13 protein-coding genes are annotated in these 14,956 nt (G+C 73.2%); 8 read left to right on the top strand and 5 right to left on the bottom strand.

From position 1 onward, the window contains the following. The first annotated feature begins 37 nt into the window (after positions 1–37). Positions 38–1,588: a DUF4082 domain-containing protein gene (locus BJ975_RS01920; RefSeq protein ID WP_179423116.1), complete on the top strand. Its 1,551-nt coding sequence runs from the start codon at positions 38–40 to the stop codon at positions 1,586–1,588. 37 nt (positions 1,589–1,625) lie between these two features. On the opposite strand, the gene BJ975_RS01915 is transcribed toward BJ975_RS01920, so the two are convergent. After that, complete coding sequence (locus tag BJ975_RS01915) at positions 1,626–2,309, bottom strand: hypothetical protein (protein ID WP_179423114.1); 684 nt, start codon at positions 2,307–2,309, stop codon at positions 1,626–1,628. Positions 2,310–2,522: 213 nt separating this feature from the next. On the opposite strand from BJ975_RS01915, the gene BJ975_RS01910 reads away from it, so the two are divergent. Then, positions 2,523–3,275, top strand: a complete 753-nt coding sequence (locus tag BJ975_RS01910) for a YveK family protein (RefSeq protein ID WP_179423112.1) — start codon at positions 2,523–2,525, stop codon at positions 3,273–3,275. Then, positions 3,272–4,693 (top strand): O-antigen ligase family protein, encoded by a 1,422-nt coding sequence (locus BJ975_RS01905; RefSeq protein WP_179423110.1) that lies wholly within the window; start codon positions 3,272–3,274, stop codon positions 4,691–4,693. Before BJ975_RS01910 ends, BJ975_RS01905 begins: the two co-directional genes overlap by 4 nt. Here the strand turns inward: BJ975_RS01905 and BJ975_RS01900 are convergent. Further along, the gene (locus tag BJ975_RS01900; RefSeq protein WP_179423108.1) at positions 4,656–5,918 is read right to left on the bottom strand and encodes a hypothetical protein; all 1,263 of its coding nucleotides are present in this window, start codon (positions 5,916–5,918) and stop codon (positions 4,656–4,658) included. The two genes, BJ975_RS01905 and BJ975_RS01900, sit on opposite strands and share 38 nt — an antisense overlap. A gap of 89 nt (positions 5,919–6,007) precedes the next feature. Between BJ975_RS01900 and BJ975_RS01895 the strand changes: the two genes are divergently transcribed. Next, entirely contained in the window at positions 6,008–7,255 is a 1,248-nt protein-coding gene (locus tag BJ975_RS01895) for a glycosyltransferase family 4 protein (protein WP_179423106.1), read from the top strand. Position 7,256: 1 nt separating this feature from the next. Here the strand turns inward: BJ975_RS01895 and BJ975_RS01890 are convergent, their stop codons facing one another. Beyond that, a complete protein-coding gene (locus BJ975_RS01890; RefSeq protein WP_179423104.1) occupies positions 7,257–8,750 on the bottom strand; it encodes a lipopolysaccharide biosynthesis protein in 1,494 nt (497 codons plus the stop codon). Positions 8,751–8,933: 183 nt separating this feature from the next. On the opposite strand from BJ975_RS01890, the gene BJ975_RS01885 reads away from it, so the two are divergent. The 4 genes from BJ975_RS01885 to BJ975_RS01870 are packed head-to-tail and all read left to right on the top strand — an operon-like array spanning position 8,934 to position 12,674. Then, entirely contained in the window at positions 8,934–9,470 is a 537-nt protein-coding gene (locus BJ975_RS01885; protein ID WP_179423102.1) for an acyltransferase, read from the top strand. Beyond that, positions 9,467–10,390 carry a glycosyltransferase family 2 protein gene (locus tag BJ975_RS01880; protein ID WP_179423100.1) on the top strand — a complete coding sequence of 308 codons (924 nt, stop codon included), beginning with the start codon at positions 9,467–9,469 and terminating at the stop codon, positions 10,388–10,390. Before BJ975_RS01885 ends, BJ975_RS01880 begins: the two co-directional genes overlap by 4 nt. After that, the gene (locus BJ975_RS01875) at positions 10,387–11,244 is read left to right on the top strand and encodes a glycosyltransferase family 2 protein (RefSeq protein ID WP_179423098.1); all 858 of its coding nucleotides are present in this window, start codon (positions 10,387–10,389) and stop codon (positions 11,242–11,244) included. The genes BJ975_RS01880 and BJ975_RS01875 overlap by 4 nt, the downstream gene beginning before the upstream one ends. After that, a complete protein-coding gene (locus tag BJ975_RS01870; protein ID WP_179423096.1) occupies positions 11,244–12,674 on the top strand; it encodes a DUF4082 domain-containing protein in 1,431 nt (476 codons plus the stop codon). The genes BJ975_RS01875 and BJ975_RS01870 overlap by 1 nt, the downstream gene beginning before the upstream one ends. Here BJ975_RS01870 and BJ975_RS01865 read toward each other — a convergent pair. Beyond that, the gene (locus BJ975_RS01865) at positions 12,661–13,719 is read right to left on the bottom strand and encodes a glycosyltransferase family 2 protein (RefSeq protein WP_179423094.1); all 1,059 of its coding nucleotides are present in this window, start codon (positions 13,717–13,719) and stop codon (positions 12,661–12,663) included. The two genes, BJ975_RS01870 and BJ975_RS01865, sit on opposite strands and share 14 nt — an antisense overlap. A gap of 10 nt (positions 13,720–13,729) precedes the next feature. Beyond that, positions 13,730–14,950 (bottom strand): lipase family protein, encoded by a 1,221-nt coding sequence (locus BJ975_RS01860; protein ID WP_179423092.1) that lies wholly within the window; start codon positions 14,948–14,950, stop codon positions 13,730–13,732. Positions 14,951–14,956: the final 6 nt, after the last annotated feature.

Genomic DNA, 14,956 nt, shown 5'->3' with positions numbered 1-14,956 from the left:
CAAGCGGAAACTCAACTTCTCGCGACGCAGCCTCGTCATGGCACTGCTCGCGGTCTCCCTCACCACCCCAGCCCTCTTCGCAGCGACGGAGCGCGCGCCCGCCGCGCAGCAGACCCAGAGCCTGCTGCCCGACGACCTGCGTCCTCGCGCCCTGGGCGACTCCCGACCGTGGGAGGTCGGACTCAAGTTCCAGGTCACCAGCCCGGCGTACGCCGAGGCGATCCAGGTGTACCGCAACCACACGCTCAGCGCGGGGACGATCGCGACGCTGTGGTCGTCCACCGGCCGCGCCCTGTCGACCGTGACCTTCGAGCCCTCCGGCCAGACCGGCCTCGACACCGTCCAACTGGACTCGCCCGTGCAGCTCGAGCCGGGCGACGACTACATCGTGTCCTACTCGGCGCCCCAGGGCCGCCAGCCGCAGGACCAGCGCCAGTTCACGCGCTCGATCAGCAACGGCGTCCTGAAGGCCGAGCCCAACGCCGGCGTCTACAGCGGCCGCCTCGGCAACTTCCCGACCCGCACCTACCGGGCCTCGAACTACCACGTCGACGTGGTGGTCTCGACCGGTGGCGACGGGCCGACCACGCCCCCGCCGACCACGAGCCCCACCACCGGCCCGACCACGGCACCCACGAGCGAGCCGACGACGGCGCCGACCACCGAGCCCACGGGCGGCCCCACCACGGAGCCGACAAGCCAGCCGACGACGACGTCACCCACGACGAGCCCCACCACCGCTCCGACGACGGCGCCCACCACGGCACCCGGTGGCACCAACTTCCCGACCCGCGCCTCCACCGGCACGCCGTCGGGCTGGTCGCCGCGGACCACCGTGAACGGTGACTACAACGTCACCACCGCGGGCGCCGTGGTGCAGGACCTGCGCATCGTGAACGGCAGCCTGAACATCCGGGCCAACAACGTCACGGTCCGTCGCGTCGAGATCAGCAGCGGCCAGATCAACAACGTCTTCAGCCGCCAGTGCTCCAACGGCCTGGTGATCGAGGACACGACGATCCTGCGGGGCAGCACCGACATCGGCCAGCCCGCGATCCAGTTCGGCGGCTACACCGCGCGGCGAGTGAAGATCGACGGCCCGTCCGAGGGCCTGCGCGTCGGCGGCAAGGACTACGGCTGCGGCGAGGTCCGCGTCGAGGACACGTTCGTCAACGTCAACGCCTACGCGGGCTGCGAGCGCGCCGGGAGCGGCATCGACTGGCACGGCGACGCGCTGCAGGGCTACAACGGCCCGAAGGTCACCGTGCGCAACTCGGTGCTCAAGCTGAACCCGACGCCGTACTGCATCGGCAACTCGGCGTTCTTCTACCCCACCCAGGGCAACACCAGCGCCGACATCGACAAGGTGCTGGTGTCCGGAGGCGGCTTCGTCTTCCGGCTCGACACCCCGGGCACCGTCCGGAACCTCAAGGTCGTCGACGACTCCTGGTACTACGGGCCCAGCCACAACCAGTCCTGCACCGGCGGGATCACGTGGGGCGCGGGCAACGAGTACGTGAGCTACAACGAGGGCACGGGCGCCTGGTCGTCCAAGCGTCCGCTCTCGTGCCTGGGCTTCCGGGGCTGACCCGGAGTCCGACCGACCGCGCCCGCCGCGCCGAGCCTCAGCTGCTGCTGACGAGCTCGCGCTCGGCGGGCGCGGTCGTCTGCGGGCTGCGCCGGCGCTGGGCGCGGCGCTCGATGGCGGCGACGATCGTCAGCGTGATGCCGCCGCCGATCACGAGCGTCATGATCTTGGCGAACATCGGCTGCCCACCGAGGCGGTAGACGGCCGGGGACTCCGGCGACGGGGCGATCGTCACGCGCTCGTCGGCGGCGACGTCCTGCTCGTCCTGCAGCGCCTCGAGCTCCGCGCCGATCTCGGCCAGGGCCGCGCGGTGTCGCTCGCGCGCGGTGTCGGGATCGGGCGCCGCGACCTCGATGTAGAGAGCGCGCGTGTCGTAGTACGGCGCCCACTGGACCCCGTTGTCCGGCAGCGTGATGAGCACGCCGTCGCGGACCCCGCGGCCCACCATCGTGGCCGCCGACGACGCCGTCTTCGGCAGCGCCTCCATCCCGTTGATCCGCTTGCCTACGATCCCGGCGACCGTGATGAGGTCGGCGGCGTTGACGCGCAGCTTGTTCGGGTAGACCTGGCTGGCCGGCGCGACGAACACGGCCTGGCCGCGCAGGTAGTAGACGTCCTGGCGGGCCTCGACGGCGGCGATCGCGACGTAGGTGACCATCAGCCCCAGGAACACGACGTACCAGCGGCGAGCCGCCGCCACCAGCACGTCCCAGAAGACCACGTCACTCCTCGTCCGCGGCCCGACCGTCCGCGTGTCCGCCCAGTCTGACACGGGCCACGCCGCGAACCGCCCGGAACGACGGGCTTGGTCCCACCAGTCACGGCCCCGATCGAGAAAGCGCCCCACGTGACGCATGCCTCGTTACGATGGGGGCACGATGGCCGGCACGGGGTCTTCGTGCGGCAGTCGGGGAACGAGACCGTTGGGGAATCCATGCTGGTAGAAGTCGTCAGGACGGTGCTGAGGCGCTGGTACGTCGTCGTGGCGGGCCTGCTCCTCACCGGAGTGCTGGGCTACGTCGCGTACACCTCCACGCCGCCCGTCTACGAGGCCAGCGGCACGGTGCTGCTGCTCCCGCCCGAGGACCAGGTCAGCGGCGAGGGCATCCAGAACCCGTTCCTGCAGCTGAACAACCTCGACGTCCCGACGTCCCTCGTGGTCGCGCGCCTCAACGGCGACGAGGTCCGCGAGCAGATCGTCGCCGAGCAGCCCAACGCGCTCTACCAGGTCTCCACCGACCCGACGATGCGCGGACCGGTCGTGCTGGTGCAGGTCTCGGCGCAGACCGCCGCGGCCACGATCGACACCCTCGAGCTGGTCCTGGCCGCGGCGCCGCAGGCGCTGGCCGACCTCCAGCGCCAGCAGGACGTGCCGAAGGGCGACTCCATCACCTCGATGCAGCTGGCCGCCGACCTCGACGCCACCCCCGTCACCCGGGCCACCACGCGTGCCCTCGTCGCGGCCGTCGCCGTGGGCCTGGCGATCACGGCCGGCGCCACCGCCGGCATCGACGCGCTGGCCCGTCGCCTCGGAGCGGCCCGGCGCCGCCGCGAGGCCGAGGCGGAGGCCGAGGAGCAGGGCGCCGAGCCCACCGCGTCCGACGACGCGGACGAGTCCTCGAAGGAGTGGGAGCCCGCCGACGGCGAGCGCCACGCCGAGACCTCGCGGAGCCTCACCCCGCCATGAGCTCGACCGTCCGGACCCCCGCGCGGATGGACTCGGTCACGTGGCTGCTGCTCTACCTGACCGTCCTCTACGCGATCCCGTCCCGGCTGGTCGTCCCCGCGCTCGGCAGCGCCGGCTCGCCCTCGATGCTCGTCGGCCTGGTGAGCCTGGGCGGCTGGGCGCTCTACCAGGTGGGCCGCACCACCAGCCAGAGCCACCCGCGTGAGGTGCTGCCCGTCCGCCGGGCGCTGTTCGGCTTCGTCACGTGCGTCGCGATCACGTACGTCGTCGCGATGTCCCGGCCGATCGACTTCGACGAGATCAGCCCGGTCAATGTCGCGATGGCCGTGACGCTGTCGTGGACGGGCACCCTGCTGGTGGCCCACGACGGCATCTCGACGATGGAGCGGGCCCGGACGCTGGCCACGGCGCTGGCCTGGGCCGGCGGACTGATGGCGTTCCTCGGACTCATGCAGGTGGTCACGAGCGACCCGATCATCAACCGCATCTCGATCCCGGGCCTGTCGGCCGCCGAGTTCCAGATCTTCACCCGCGGCGAGACGATCCGCCCTTCGGGCACCGCCACGCACCCGATCGAGTACGGCGTGATCATGGCGATGCTGCTGCCGTTCACGCTGCACGCGGCGTTCCACACCACCCACGACCGTCGGCTGCTGCAGTGGATCCCCACGCTCATGGTGGGCGTGACGATCGCGCTGACGTTCTCGCGGTCGGCGTACGTGAGCGCCGCGGTGGCCGCCGCCGTGCTGGTGGTCGGCTGGCCGCGCCAGCGCCGGCGGCTGTTCCTGGCCGGCGCGCTCGCGATGGCCGTGGTGCTGTTCGCGGCCGTGCCGCGGTTGTTCGGCACGATCCAGTCGCTGTTCCGCAACGTCGGCACCGATCCGAGCATCACCTCGCGCACCGACAGTTACGAGATCGCGTGGGCGTTCATCACGCAGTCGCCGGCGTTCGGGCGCGGTCTCGGCTCGTTCCTGCCCAAGTACCGCATCTTCGACAACCAGTACCTGCTGCTCATGGTGAGCATCGGCCTCGTGGGCACCGCGGCGTTCCTGCTGCTCGCGCTCGCGGGGCTGTGGGTGTCCCTGCGCGTGCGCCTGCTCGCCCGGGACGAGGACACCCGCGACCTCGGCCTGTCGCTGCTCGCCGCGATCGCCGCCGGTGCCACGGGCATGGCGCTGTTCGACTCGTTCGCGTTCCCGATGACGATGGGCACGTACTTCCTGCTGCTGGGCATGGCCGGGGCGGTCCATCGCATCGTCGTGCTCGAGCCACGGCGTCCCGACCCGTCGCTGGTGCCGACCGGGTCCACCGTCACCCACCCGCTCCGCGTCCTGCGGCGTGCCGTCGCGCGCCGACTGCGCCGGAGGTGGGCGCGTCAGGTCAGAGCATCGCGTCCAGGACCGCCACCGGGTCCGTGAACACGAGGTCCGCGGCGCGCTCGACCTGCGCGGGGTCGAAGGCGTCGCCGCGGTACGAGACCGAGATCCGGAAGCGCCCGGCGTCGGTCGAGCTGATCCAGCCGATCGTGTTCGGGGCGATGCCCTCGGTGCCGTGCACGGCACGCCGCTCGGCACCCGGGACGGTCCACGGCATCGACTCGTAGATCTTCAGCACGCCGGGGTTGCTGACCGAGACGCGCGCCCGCACGGGACGCGGCACGGTGTCGGCAGTCGTGGGCGGCACGGGCGGGCGGCGCTTCGTGCGCAGCAGCCGCGCGGCGACGGCGGCCAGGGGCCGCCCCGAGCTCAGCATCGCGTCGAGGCTCTCGCCCAGCATCTCCGGCTCGAAGCCCTCGGACCACACCGGGACGGACACGCCGGTGATGAAGTTGCCCCCGGTCGTGACGCCCTTCGGCAGGTAGCGGCGCAGGTCCACCACGAGGTCGCCCTGGGGCTCGATCGGGAGACCGGCCTGCTCGGTGGCGGCCGCGGCCAGCAGCAGCATCGTGGGGCTGATCCCCAGTCCGTGCTTCGCGCCCCACGCGCGCACCCCGGCCATCTCGGCGACGTCGCAGTCGCGGTGCAGGCGGCGGGTCAGGCCACCCGGGTCGATCAGCGGCAGCCGGTCGTCCTCGCGTGGGGCCTCGCCCGCCGGCGGCGGACCGGGGACCCCGCCGCGGTCGCGCACGAGGGCGATGGCGTTCCGGGGGTGGCGCCCGAAGGTGTTCCAGAGTGCCTTCGAGAGGGGCCGGTCGGTGACGCCGTCGAACATCGCCGGCACGGGCGCGCCAGCGGCCATCATCAGCACGATCGCGGGCAGGCTCGAGGCCAGCGGCGCGTCGAGCAGCACGTGGTCCATGGCGGTGGCGAGCTCGTCGTCCTTCAGCGCGAACTGCACCGGCAGGTCCGGGACGAGGTGGGCGACGAGCCAGTCCTGTGCGGACTCGGTGACGTCGTCGGGCACGACGCGGACGACCTCGTCGGCGCGGTCGGCGATCGCGGCGCCGCGGTAGCGCCAGTGGTCGGCGTCCGCGCGCTCGAAGCCGACGCGGGTCTGCGGGCCGTGGGCGGCCAGGCGCACGAACGCCTCGCGCAGCGCCTCGGGCGGCGGCAGGTCGAGGGGGCTGAAGGACTGGCGGATGATCGACCCGCCCAGGAGCCGGTCGATCCCGGCGATCGGCACGAGCCGCGAACCGTCTGCCATGTCACGAGCGTAGTGCCGGAATCGCCCGCCCGAGGGCGTCTCGCGGATACGATGTGGCGACCGTCCCCGAGGCCGAGGTGAGCGCTGCGATGACCGACCGCCCCGTTCCCGTCGCGCCCGTCCCCGAGCCGCGCCGGCTGCGCCTCCTGCTGGTCGTCTCGACGGCGCACCCCGAGTCCGTCGGCGAGGCCTGGATCGCGTACCAGTGGATCCACCGGCTCGCGGAGCGTCACGACGTCACCGTTCTGTGCTACCGCCAGCGCGCCGGGCTGCCGTTGACCGGAACCGTCCCGAACGCTCGCGTCGTCGAGTGGACCGAGCCCCCGCTGATCGGCCGGCACGAGCGCTTCAAGGCCATGCTGAACCCGGGCTACTACCCGTTCGCGTGGCAGGCACGCCGCTGGATCCGGCGGGCCCTGGCGCACGGCGAGCGGTTCGACCTGGCGCACCAGCTGACCCCGGTCTCGCTCCGGTTCGCCTCCCCCCTGGCCCGCTCGGGCATCCCGTACGTGATCGGCCCCGTCGGCGGCAGCCTCGACTCGCCGCCGGCCTTCGCCGACGAGGAGGGCGGTGCGCCGTGGTTCACGGGCCTGCGCCGGCTCGACGCGTTCCGGCTCCGCCACAGCCGCGGCCTGCGCGCCACGTTCGCGAACGCCGCGCTCGTCGTCGGCATCGCCGACTACGTCCGCGAGCAGCTCGGCGACATCCGCCTGCGTGCGTTCACCACGATGAGCGACACCGGCATCGAGTCGCTGCCCGCACCGGCGCCGGGCAGCGACCGCACCCGGGGTGTGCGCCTGCTGTTCGTCGGACGGGTCATCCGCACCAAGGGCGTGCGCGACGCGGTGCGGGCCCTGGCGCTGCTGCCGCGCGGCACGGCGACGTTCGACGTCGTGGGCGACGGCTACGACCGCGCGGCCTGCGAGGCGCTCGCCGCCGAGCTGGGGGTGGCCGACCTCGTGCGGTTCCACGGCCGGGTCCCGCACGAGCAGGTGGACTCCTTCTACGAGCAGGCCGACGTGTTCGTGTTCCCCAGCTACCGCGAGGCGGGCGGCATCGTCGTCATCGAGGCGCTCTCGCACGGCCTGCCGGTGGTCGCGTGCGACCGCGGCGGACCGTCGAGCACGGTCACCGACGCGTGCGGGATCCGCGTGCCCGTGACCGATCCCGAGCAGCTGGCCCGGGACCTCGCCGACGCCCTCGCCCGACTGTGCGCCGACCCCGTGCTGCGCGCCCGGCTCGCCGAGGGAGCCCGGCGGCAGAGCGCGGAGGTCTCGCTGTGGGACCGCCGCGTCGAGCACGTGGAGGAGCTCTACGCGCGGGTCCTCGAGGCCTGACTCACGCGCCGCGGACCCGGCGGCCGAGCACGGCGCGGGCGGGCCCCGCGATCCGGCCGGGAAGGACCGAGAGCACGGTGGCGGTGGTCTTCGGGCGCAGCACCGCGAGGGCCAGCAGGTACGTGATGCCCACCGCGGCCCCGCCCAGGAAGATCTCGAGGACGAGCGGCAGCGGGTCGGCGAGGTGCAGCACGCCCCAGCCGACGGCGCCCGCGACGATCGCGGTGGGCACGACCCCGAGGAACGGCAGGATGACCTGCCAGCGGGTCGCCCCGATGACGGGCGCGACCGGGATCGAGCGCAGCAGCGCCTCGACCGTGGCGATCGTGGCCCAGCCGACGACGACCGCCATCAGCCCGAACTGGACGAGGTACAGGGACACCAGCAGCGCCAGGCTGTAGATCGTCGCGATGAAGGCGAACCAGCGACCGGGATGTCCGGTGCCGACCAGGAGCGCCTGGTCGACGGCCCAGCCGACGCCCGCGATCGCCATCACGGCCAGGGCGGGGACGACATGGGCGCTCTCGGCCTTGTCCGCGCCGAACAGCAGCTGGACCACCTCGGGCGCTGCGACCGCGAGGAACACCATGAGCGGCGTGATGACCGCGTAGGCCACGGACGAGGCCCGCAGGTACGCGCCGCGCAGCCGGTCGACCGAGTCGCGGATCTTCGCGAACGCGGCCATCGAGACCGGCAGCAGCGCCGAGATCGACAGGTCCTGCGCCGTCTGGACCAGCCGCTGCGCGATCGAGAGGTAGCCCATCTCGCGCACGCCCAGCCCGGCCACGACGATCGCGGTCTCGGCCCAAACGCGCAGCGCGTAGACCAGGCCGCTGCCCACGACGTGCAGGCCGAAGTCGACCATGACCTTGAAGCGCGCGAAGGAGAAGCCGGGGTGCGGCCGCCAGCGCGCGACGATCCACACCGAGACGAGCACGATCAGCTGGCCGCACAGGACCTGCAGGACGAGCGCCCAGGCGCCGCCGCCGGTGAGCGCGACCGCGATCGCGACGACCTGGGCGATGATGGCGGCGTTGGCCTCGAGGAGCGCGAGCTTGCGGAACTCCATCGCCCGGCGCAGCAGGGCCACCGGGACCGAGCCGAGGGCGACGGCCAGCACGGACAGGCCCATGACCTGCAGCAGCGGCGCGGCCTCGGGCACGCCGAGGGCCGAGCCGATGAACGGGGCCGCCACGGCGATCGCACCGGCCAGCAGCAGGCCCGAGCCGAGCGAGAACCAGAACGCCGTGGCGAGGGTGCGCTCGTCGACGTCGTCGGCCTGGACCAGGTACGCCGAGAAGCCCGCGTCGGCGAGCACGTAGATCAGCGGCAGCAGCGTGGTGGCCGTGGCCGCGACGCCGAAGTCCTCCGGGGACAGGATCCGCGTCAGGATGATGATCGTCAGGAAGCCGCCGAGGCGCGTCACCCAGCGCTGAGCGGTCATCCACAGCACGCTGATCGAGGTGTGGCGTGCGAGGCCCGTGTCGTCGCTCATGCTCACCCCATCACCCTCGTGGGTCGCACGCCGGGGAGGCCGCAGCACGAGTCCCGGGCGTCTGCCGCAAACCGCCGAAAGGCACCGGCCGACCGCTTTACACTGTACTGCGCAGCACTGCTCCCAGTGGGCGAATCCGCCAGACCGGCCACCGTGCGTGGACGACGTCGAGAGGACCGATTCATGAGCGACGGTCGACAGGCTTCGAGCGCGGCCCGCCGCGTCCTGCGGCCCCGCACGTGGCGACGCTGGGCGCGCCTGGCGAACTTCGCCGGCTACGACGGGGCCGAGCTGGACGACGCCACGATCGGCACGGGCGTGCGCCTCTCCCCCACGGTCTCGGTGCGCAACGGCAGCCGGGTCACGATCGGCGCCGGCTCCCACATCGGCCAGGGCAGCTGCCTGTGGGCGGGCGACGCGAGCGGCAGCATCACGCTCGGCGACCACGCGCTGCTCGGGCCCGACGTGTTCATCACCGCCTCGAACTACGACTTCGACGCCGGCCCCGGTCCCGTGATGGACCTGCCCAAGCGCGAGGCCGACGTCGTGATCGGCGCGAACACCTGGCTGGGCACCCGCGTCGTGGTGCTGCCCGGCGTCACGATCGGCGACGGCACGATCGTCGCCGCCGGTGCCGTCGTCACCCGCGATCTCCCGCCCGACTCGGTGGCCGCCGGCGTGCCCGCCACCGTCGTCCGGCGCCGCGGTGCGTCCTCATGACTGCGGACGTCACGATCGTCATCGTCACGTACAACAGCGCCGACTGGGTGGGTCGCTGCCTCGACTCGCTGCCCGCCGCGCTCGGCGACCTCGAGGCCGAGCTCGTCGTGGTCGACAACGCCTCGGCCGACGACAGCGCGACGGTCGTGGCGCGCCACGCGCCCCACGCGCGGCTGCTGCACAACGACGTCAACGCGGGCTTCGCCCGCGCGGTCAACCAAGGTGCCGCGGCCGGCTCCGCGCCGTGGGTGCTGCTGCTCAACCCGGACATGGAGGCGCGGCCCGGCTCGCTCGCCGAGCTGGTCGGGTTCGCGCACCGCCACCCCGGTCACGGCATGTACGGCGGCCGCACCCTGACCACCGAGGGCGAGCTCGAGCCTTCCTCGTGCTGGGGCCTGCCGAGCCTGTGGAGCACGTTCTGCTTCGCCTCGGGCCTGTCCACCGTCTTCCGTCACTCACGCGTGTTCGACCCCGAGGCCATCGGCGGCTGGCAGCGCGACTCGGTACGCGAGGTCGGCATGATCACCGGCTGCCTGCTGCTGGTGGAGCGCCGGCTGTGGAACCGGCTCGGCGGCTTCGACGAGCGCTACTTCGTCTACGGTGAGGACGCCGACCTCAGCGCCCGGGCGCGAGCCCTCGGCGCGCGTCCCGTCATCGACCCCGCGGTCGAGGTCGTCCACGCGATCGGCACGTCCTCCCCCGGCACTGCCGGCAGCAAGCCGCTGCTGCTGGCCGGCAAGATCACCTACGCCCGTACGCATCACGGGCGCCTGGGGCCGCTGGGTGTCTGGCTGCTGCGCGCCGGCGTCGGCCTGCGCGCACTCGGCGCCCGCCTCACCGGCAGGGGCGCGAAGTGGCTGGCCACGTGGCAGCGCCGCGCCGAGTGGTGGGACGGCTTCCCCGAGGGCAGCGGACGATGAGCGGCGCGGCCCGGGCCAGCATCGTCATCCCCGCCCACGACGAGGAGCGCGTCATCGGGCGCACGCTGACCGCCGCGCTCGCCGGCACCGCGCCGCACGAGTACGAGACCGTCGTGGTCTGCAACGGCACCACCGACGCCACGCCCCGGATCGCCGCGGCGTTCGACGGCGTCCGCGTGGTCGAGATCGCCACGCCCTCCAAGACCGCCGCGCTCAACGCAGGCGACGCCGCCGTGTCGGCGTTCCCGCGCGTCTACCTCGACGCCGACGTCGTCCTCGGCCCCGGCGCGCTGGAGGCCGTGGTCACGGCGCTCGAGGCGGGTCACCCGGCGGCGGCCCCGCGCCCCGTCTTCGACACCACGGGCCTGTCGCTGCCGTGCCGCGCGTACTACGCGATCCGCTCGCGGCTCGGCTACGTCAGGCACCACGTCATCGGCGCCGGCGTCTACGCCGTGTCGGCCGAGGGGCGTGCGCGGTTCGGCGCCTTCCCCGACGTCATCGCCGACGACGGCTGGGTCTACGCCCACTTCGACCACGCCGAGCGCGTCAACCCGCCCGGCGCCACGTTCACCGTGCACCCGCCGCGCACGCTGCGGTCGCTCTACCGGCGCCAGGTCCGGATCGTCGCGGGCAACCAGCAGCTGGCCGCCCTCGGCCACCGGGTCGAGGCGCCGCGCCCCACGTGGCGCGACGTCGTGCGGTCCGAGCCGCGGCTGATGCCCGCCGCCGTGGTCTACGTGGCCGTCACCGTGGCGGCCCGCGCCCACGCCCGCCTGCGGGCGCGACGCGGCGACCACGGCTGGAACCGCGACGAGACCTCGCGCGGCGTCGTCGGCACCGAGGCGGGACGCTGATGCGCCGCCTCGTCCTCATCGGCCTGGCGCTCGGCGTCGGCCTCGTCGCGCTCGCCGCCGCCGCGTTCTTCGTGCTCGACCCGTTCGACGACGGAGCGCCCTCGGGCGACGTCGTGTCGCTGTGGCCCGAGGTCCCACCGGCGCACGTCGACGTGGTGAGCGACGCGGACCCGGTCGAGCTCGGCACCGCCTTCACGAGCAAGGTCGAGGGCGATGTCGCCGGCGTGCGGTTCTGGTGGACGCCGCGCAACGAGGGCCCGCACACCGCCAGCCTCTGGTCGCCCGACGGCGAGCGGCTCGCCACCGTCGACTTCGAGCAGGCCGGCGGCCAGGAGGGCTGGCGCACCGCGTGGTTCGACCAGCCCGTCGAGATCTCCGAGGGCGAGCGGTACGTCGTGTCGTACCACGCGCCGCGCGGCCACTTCGCCCAGACGGTGGGCTTCTCGGGACAGTCGTACACCGGCGCGCTCGCGGTGGAGCCCGGCGAGAGCGGCGTCTATGCCGACGGCGAGAGCGCGTTCCCGACGAAGTCGTGGGAGTCCAGCCAGTACTGGGTCGACCCGCTGTTCGTGCCGCGGGAAGAGGTGCCGGAGGCGGACGCCCCCGCCCTGCCGAAGATCGTCGACACCGACGACTTCCGCGCCGAGGGCTTCCCGACCTCGACGAACACGGGTGTGCCGAAGGACTGGGAGCCGCAGCAGACCTTCACCGGCGACGTCGACATCGACGAGCCCGGCGCGGTGCTGGAGGACGTGCGCATCGTGAACGGGGTGCTGCACGTGCGCGCACCCGACGTGACGATCCGGCGGGTCGAGTTCGTGGGCTCGCGCATCGACAACCTGCAGGCGAACACGTGCAACAACGACCTCGTGATCGAGGACTCCAGCTTCGTCCGTGGCGACACCGAGCTCTTCCAGCCCGCCGTCCAGTTCGGCGGCTACCGCGCCACGCGCGTCAAGGTCATCGGACTGTCCGAGGGTCTGCGTGCCGGCGGTCGCCCGAACGGCTGCGGCCCGGTCGTGGTCGAGGACTCCTACGTCAGCATCGCGCCGGCGGACGGGTGCCCCGACGTCGACTGGCACGGCGACGGGTTCCAGGCCTACGACGCCGCGGCGGTGACGATCCGCGACACGACGATCCTGCTCAACCATGACGAGGGGTGCCTGGGCAACGGCGCGATCTTCCACCCGAACGACGCGGGCAACGAGCGCCTCACCGTGGAGAACGTGCTGGTCGCCGGCGGCGGGTTCCCGTTCCGGCTCGGCACCCCGGGCGAGGTCTCGGGCCTCAAGGTCGTCGCCGACTCGTGGGAGTACGGACCCACCACGATCACCTCGTGCGGGGCCACGCGCTGGGGCCCCGGGAACGAGGCCGTCACGGTGTCGAAGGGCGGCGCGGTCGCCAGCGTCGGCGCGCTCAGCTGTCGGTGAGGGAGGAGTACGCGGCGCGCTCGGCGTCGGCGACCCGGCCGTAGAGCTCGGGCAGCTCGGCGGGATCGGCCGCCAGCACCTCGTCGAGCCGCGCGTGCGCCGCCTTCGCCCCGGCGTACACCTGGCGGCCGTACTCGTCGCGGCGCTTGAGCGCGTAGAGGAAGAGCTTGTAGCGCAGGTACCGGCGAAGCCTGCGTCGCGCGAGTGAGCGGTCGGGCATCACCTTGGCGCAGATGTACACGTAGTTGAGGACGTGGAAGAAGCCGTAGTCGAAGCCGGCGGCCCGCGCTCCCGGCGCCACGCAGTGGAACACGAACGAGCGCGGCGCCGCGGCGACGAGCGACCCGGCCGCCAGCACGCGCAGGCCGATGTCGATGTCCTCGTGCGTGGCGTAGCCGACCCGCGAGCCGAGCGTGGCGTCGAACCGCACCGCCCGCAGCACGTCGGTGCGGAACGTCATCCGGTAGCCGCCGATCGTGGGCACGAGCGGGTGGTCGAGCCCGTCCGCGACCGCCCCGGAGCGCAGCGCACGCGTGCGCTCGGCGCCGTAGAGGACGAAGGGGGCGGGCACCAGCAGCCGCTCCACACGGTTGCGGACGGCCATCACGGCGGGCACGTTGGTCAGTCGCCGGGTGGGCGCGACGGGCACGTCGACACCGGGGGGCGCGGAGGCCACAGGGGTCGCGGAGACGGCGCCGTAGCGCGCGTTGCGGTCCTGCTCGTAGACGCCCATGAGGTGCTCGGCCGTGTCGGGGAACCACAGCGAGTCGTCGTCGGGGTACATCGTGACCGGCTCCTCGACGAGGTCGAGGCCCTGGTTGCGCTGCGCCGGCAGGTTGGCGTGGTCGCCGTAGCGGACGACCACCGGGACGTCGGTGTCGCGGGCGACCGCCTCGCAGTACGCGCGCACGGCTTCGTGGTCGTCGCTGCGGTCGACCACGACGATCCGGGCGGCGGGCCGGGTCTGCGCCACGAAGAGCGGCAGCGAGATGCGCAGCATGTCGAGGCGGTTCCGCGTGGCCACCACGATGGCGTAGTCGAGCATCGCGCCGAGCCTATCCGCGCCCCGCGGTGGCGCGGGCGCAAACGGTGGGACCGGGCTCGCCCGCCAGGCGGGCGTCGGTCCAGGCGAACAGGTCGGGGTACAGCGGCGAGTCCTCCAGCACGAGTCCCAGGTGGTCACGTCCCTCGACGGTCAGGTAGTCCAGGACCTGGTCGCGCGCGCACGCCCGGGTGGCGAACTCGGCCTGTCGCTCGGCCGGGACCACGGTGTCGGCCGAGCCCTGGGCGAGGAGCAGGGGCGCCGGGACCGGGAGCTCGGGCTCGTTCTCCCCCAGCCTCCTGCCCATCGCGCCGTCGGCGAAGTACTGGTCGAAGATCGCACCGTCCTGGAACGACATCACCTCCTCAGCGAGCTCGGAGTAGGCCTGCGGGTCGGGCAGGCACTCCGCGGCCAGCTTCCGTCCGAACGACTCGGCCTCGTCGCTCGCGTAGTCGCCCCAGCTGACGTCGTCGTACGCCGCGTCGTAGGACGCCATCGTGTACGCGGCGAAGATGCGGTCCTGCGCCGGCAGCCGGTCGAATGTCTCGCGCAGGAAGGTGGCCGGCGCGAGGGCGGCGACGCCGTCCAGCTCGAGCTCGGGCGCGTAGGTCGGCTGGAGCCCTCCGGCCCAGAGGGCGGCGTGCCCACCCTGGGAGAAGCCCCAGACGGCGGTCCGCGGCGACGTGCTCAGCCCGTCGACCTCGCGCGCGGCCCGGGCGGCGTCGAGCATCGTCCGGCCGGCACCCTCGCCGATCAGGTAGGGCTGCTCGCCGTCGGCGCCCACGCCGGGGAAGTCGGGCGCGACGAGGACCCAGCCGCGCCGCAGCACCTCGTCGCCGACGTACATCGACCCCGCGGCCATCGGGTCCTGCTGCAGGCTCGGCGAGCAGTCGCGGGCGAAGCCCGACGTCCCGTGGCCCCACACCAGGACGGGGAGGTCGGTCAGCGTGGAGTCCTCCGGGGCGTAGACGGCCGCACTCGCCTCGACGGGCTCACCGTCGCGGTCGGTCGTCGTGTAGAGGATGCGCCAAGCCCGGCTGCCCGCGAGCGGCGACTCCGCGACCGGCTCGACCTCGAGCACCGTCCCCGGCTCCTGCGGCAGGGGGCCGTCGGTGCGCCGGGCGTCAGACGGCTCGTCCCGCAGCGCCCACAGGAGCACGACCGCCACGACCGCCAGCGCGAGCAGGGCGGCCAGCACGACGAGCACCGTGCTGCGGGACGGGGTGGGGTTCACGGCGCC

It is taken from the genome of Aeromicrobium tamlense, from assembly GCF_013408555.1.
GTDB lineage: Bacteria > Actinomycetota > Actinomycetes > Propionibacteriales > Nocardioidaceae > Aeromicrobium > Aeromicrobium tamlense.
This window is presented reverse-complemented; position numbering and strand designations above follow the sequence as displayed.

Coding starts and splice junctions, on each gene's coding strand:
- BJ975_RS01880 (WP_179423100.1), top strand. CDS start 9,467: ATGACTGCGGACGTCACGATCGTCATCGTCACGTACAACAGCGCCGAC.
- BJ975_RS01870 (WP_179423096.1), top strand. CDS start 11,244: ATGCGCCGCCTCGTCCTCATCGGCCTGGCGCTCGGCGTCGGCCTCGTC.
- BJ975_RS01900 (WP_179423108.1), bottom strand. CDS start 5,918: ATGGCAGACGGTTCGCGGCTCGTGCCGATCGCCGGGATCGACCGGCTC.
- BJ975_RS01890 (WP_179423104.1), bottom strand. CDS start 8,750: ATGAGCGACGACACGGGCCTCGCACGCCACACCTCGATCAGCGTGCTG.
- BJ975_RS01895 (WP_179423106.1), top strand. CDS start 6,008: ATGACCGACCGCCCCGTTCCCGTCGCGCCCGTCCCCGAGCCGCGCCGG.
- BJ975_RS01865 (WP_179423094.1), bottom strand. CDS start 13,719: ATGCTCGACTACGCCATCGTGGTGGCCACGCGGAACCGCCTCGACATG.
- BJ975_RS01920 (WP_179423116.1), top strand. CDS start 38: ATGGCACTGCTCGCGGTCTCCCTCACCACCCCAGCCCTCTTCGCAGCG.
- BJ975_RS01905 (WP_179423110.1), top strand. CDS start 3,272: ATGAGCTCGACCGTCCGGACCCCCGCGCGGATGGACTCGGTCACGTGG.
- BJ975_RS01885 (WP_179423102.1), top strand. CDS start 8,934: ATGAGCGACGGTCGACAGGCTTCGAGCGCGGCCCGCCGCGTCCTGCGG.
- BJ975_RS01875 (WP_179423098.1), top strand. CDS start 10,387: ATGAGCGGCGCGGCCCGGGCCAGCATCGTCATCCCCGCCCACGACGAG.
- BJ975_RS01910 (WP_179423112.1), top strand. CDS start 2,523: ATGCTGGTAGAAGTCGTCAGGACGGTGCTGAGGCGCTGGTACGTCGTC.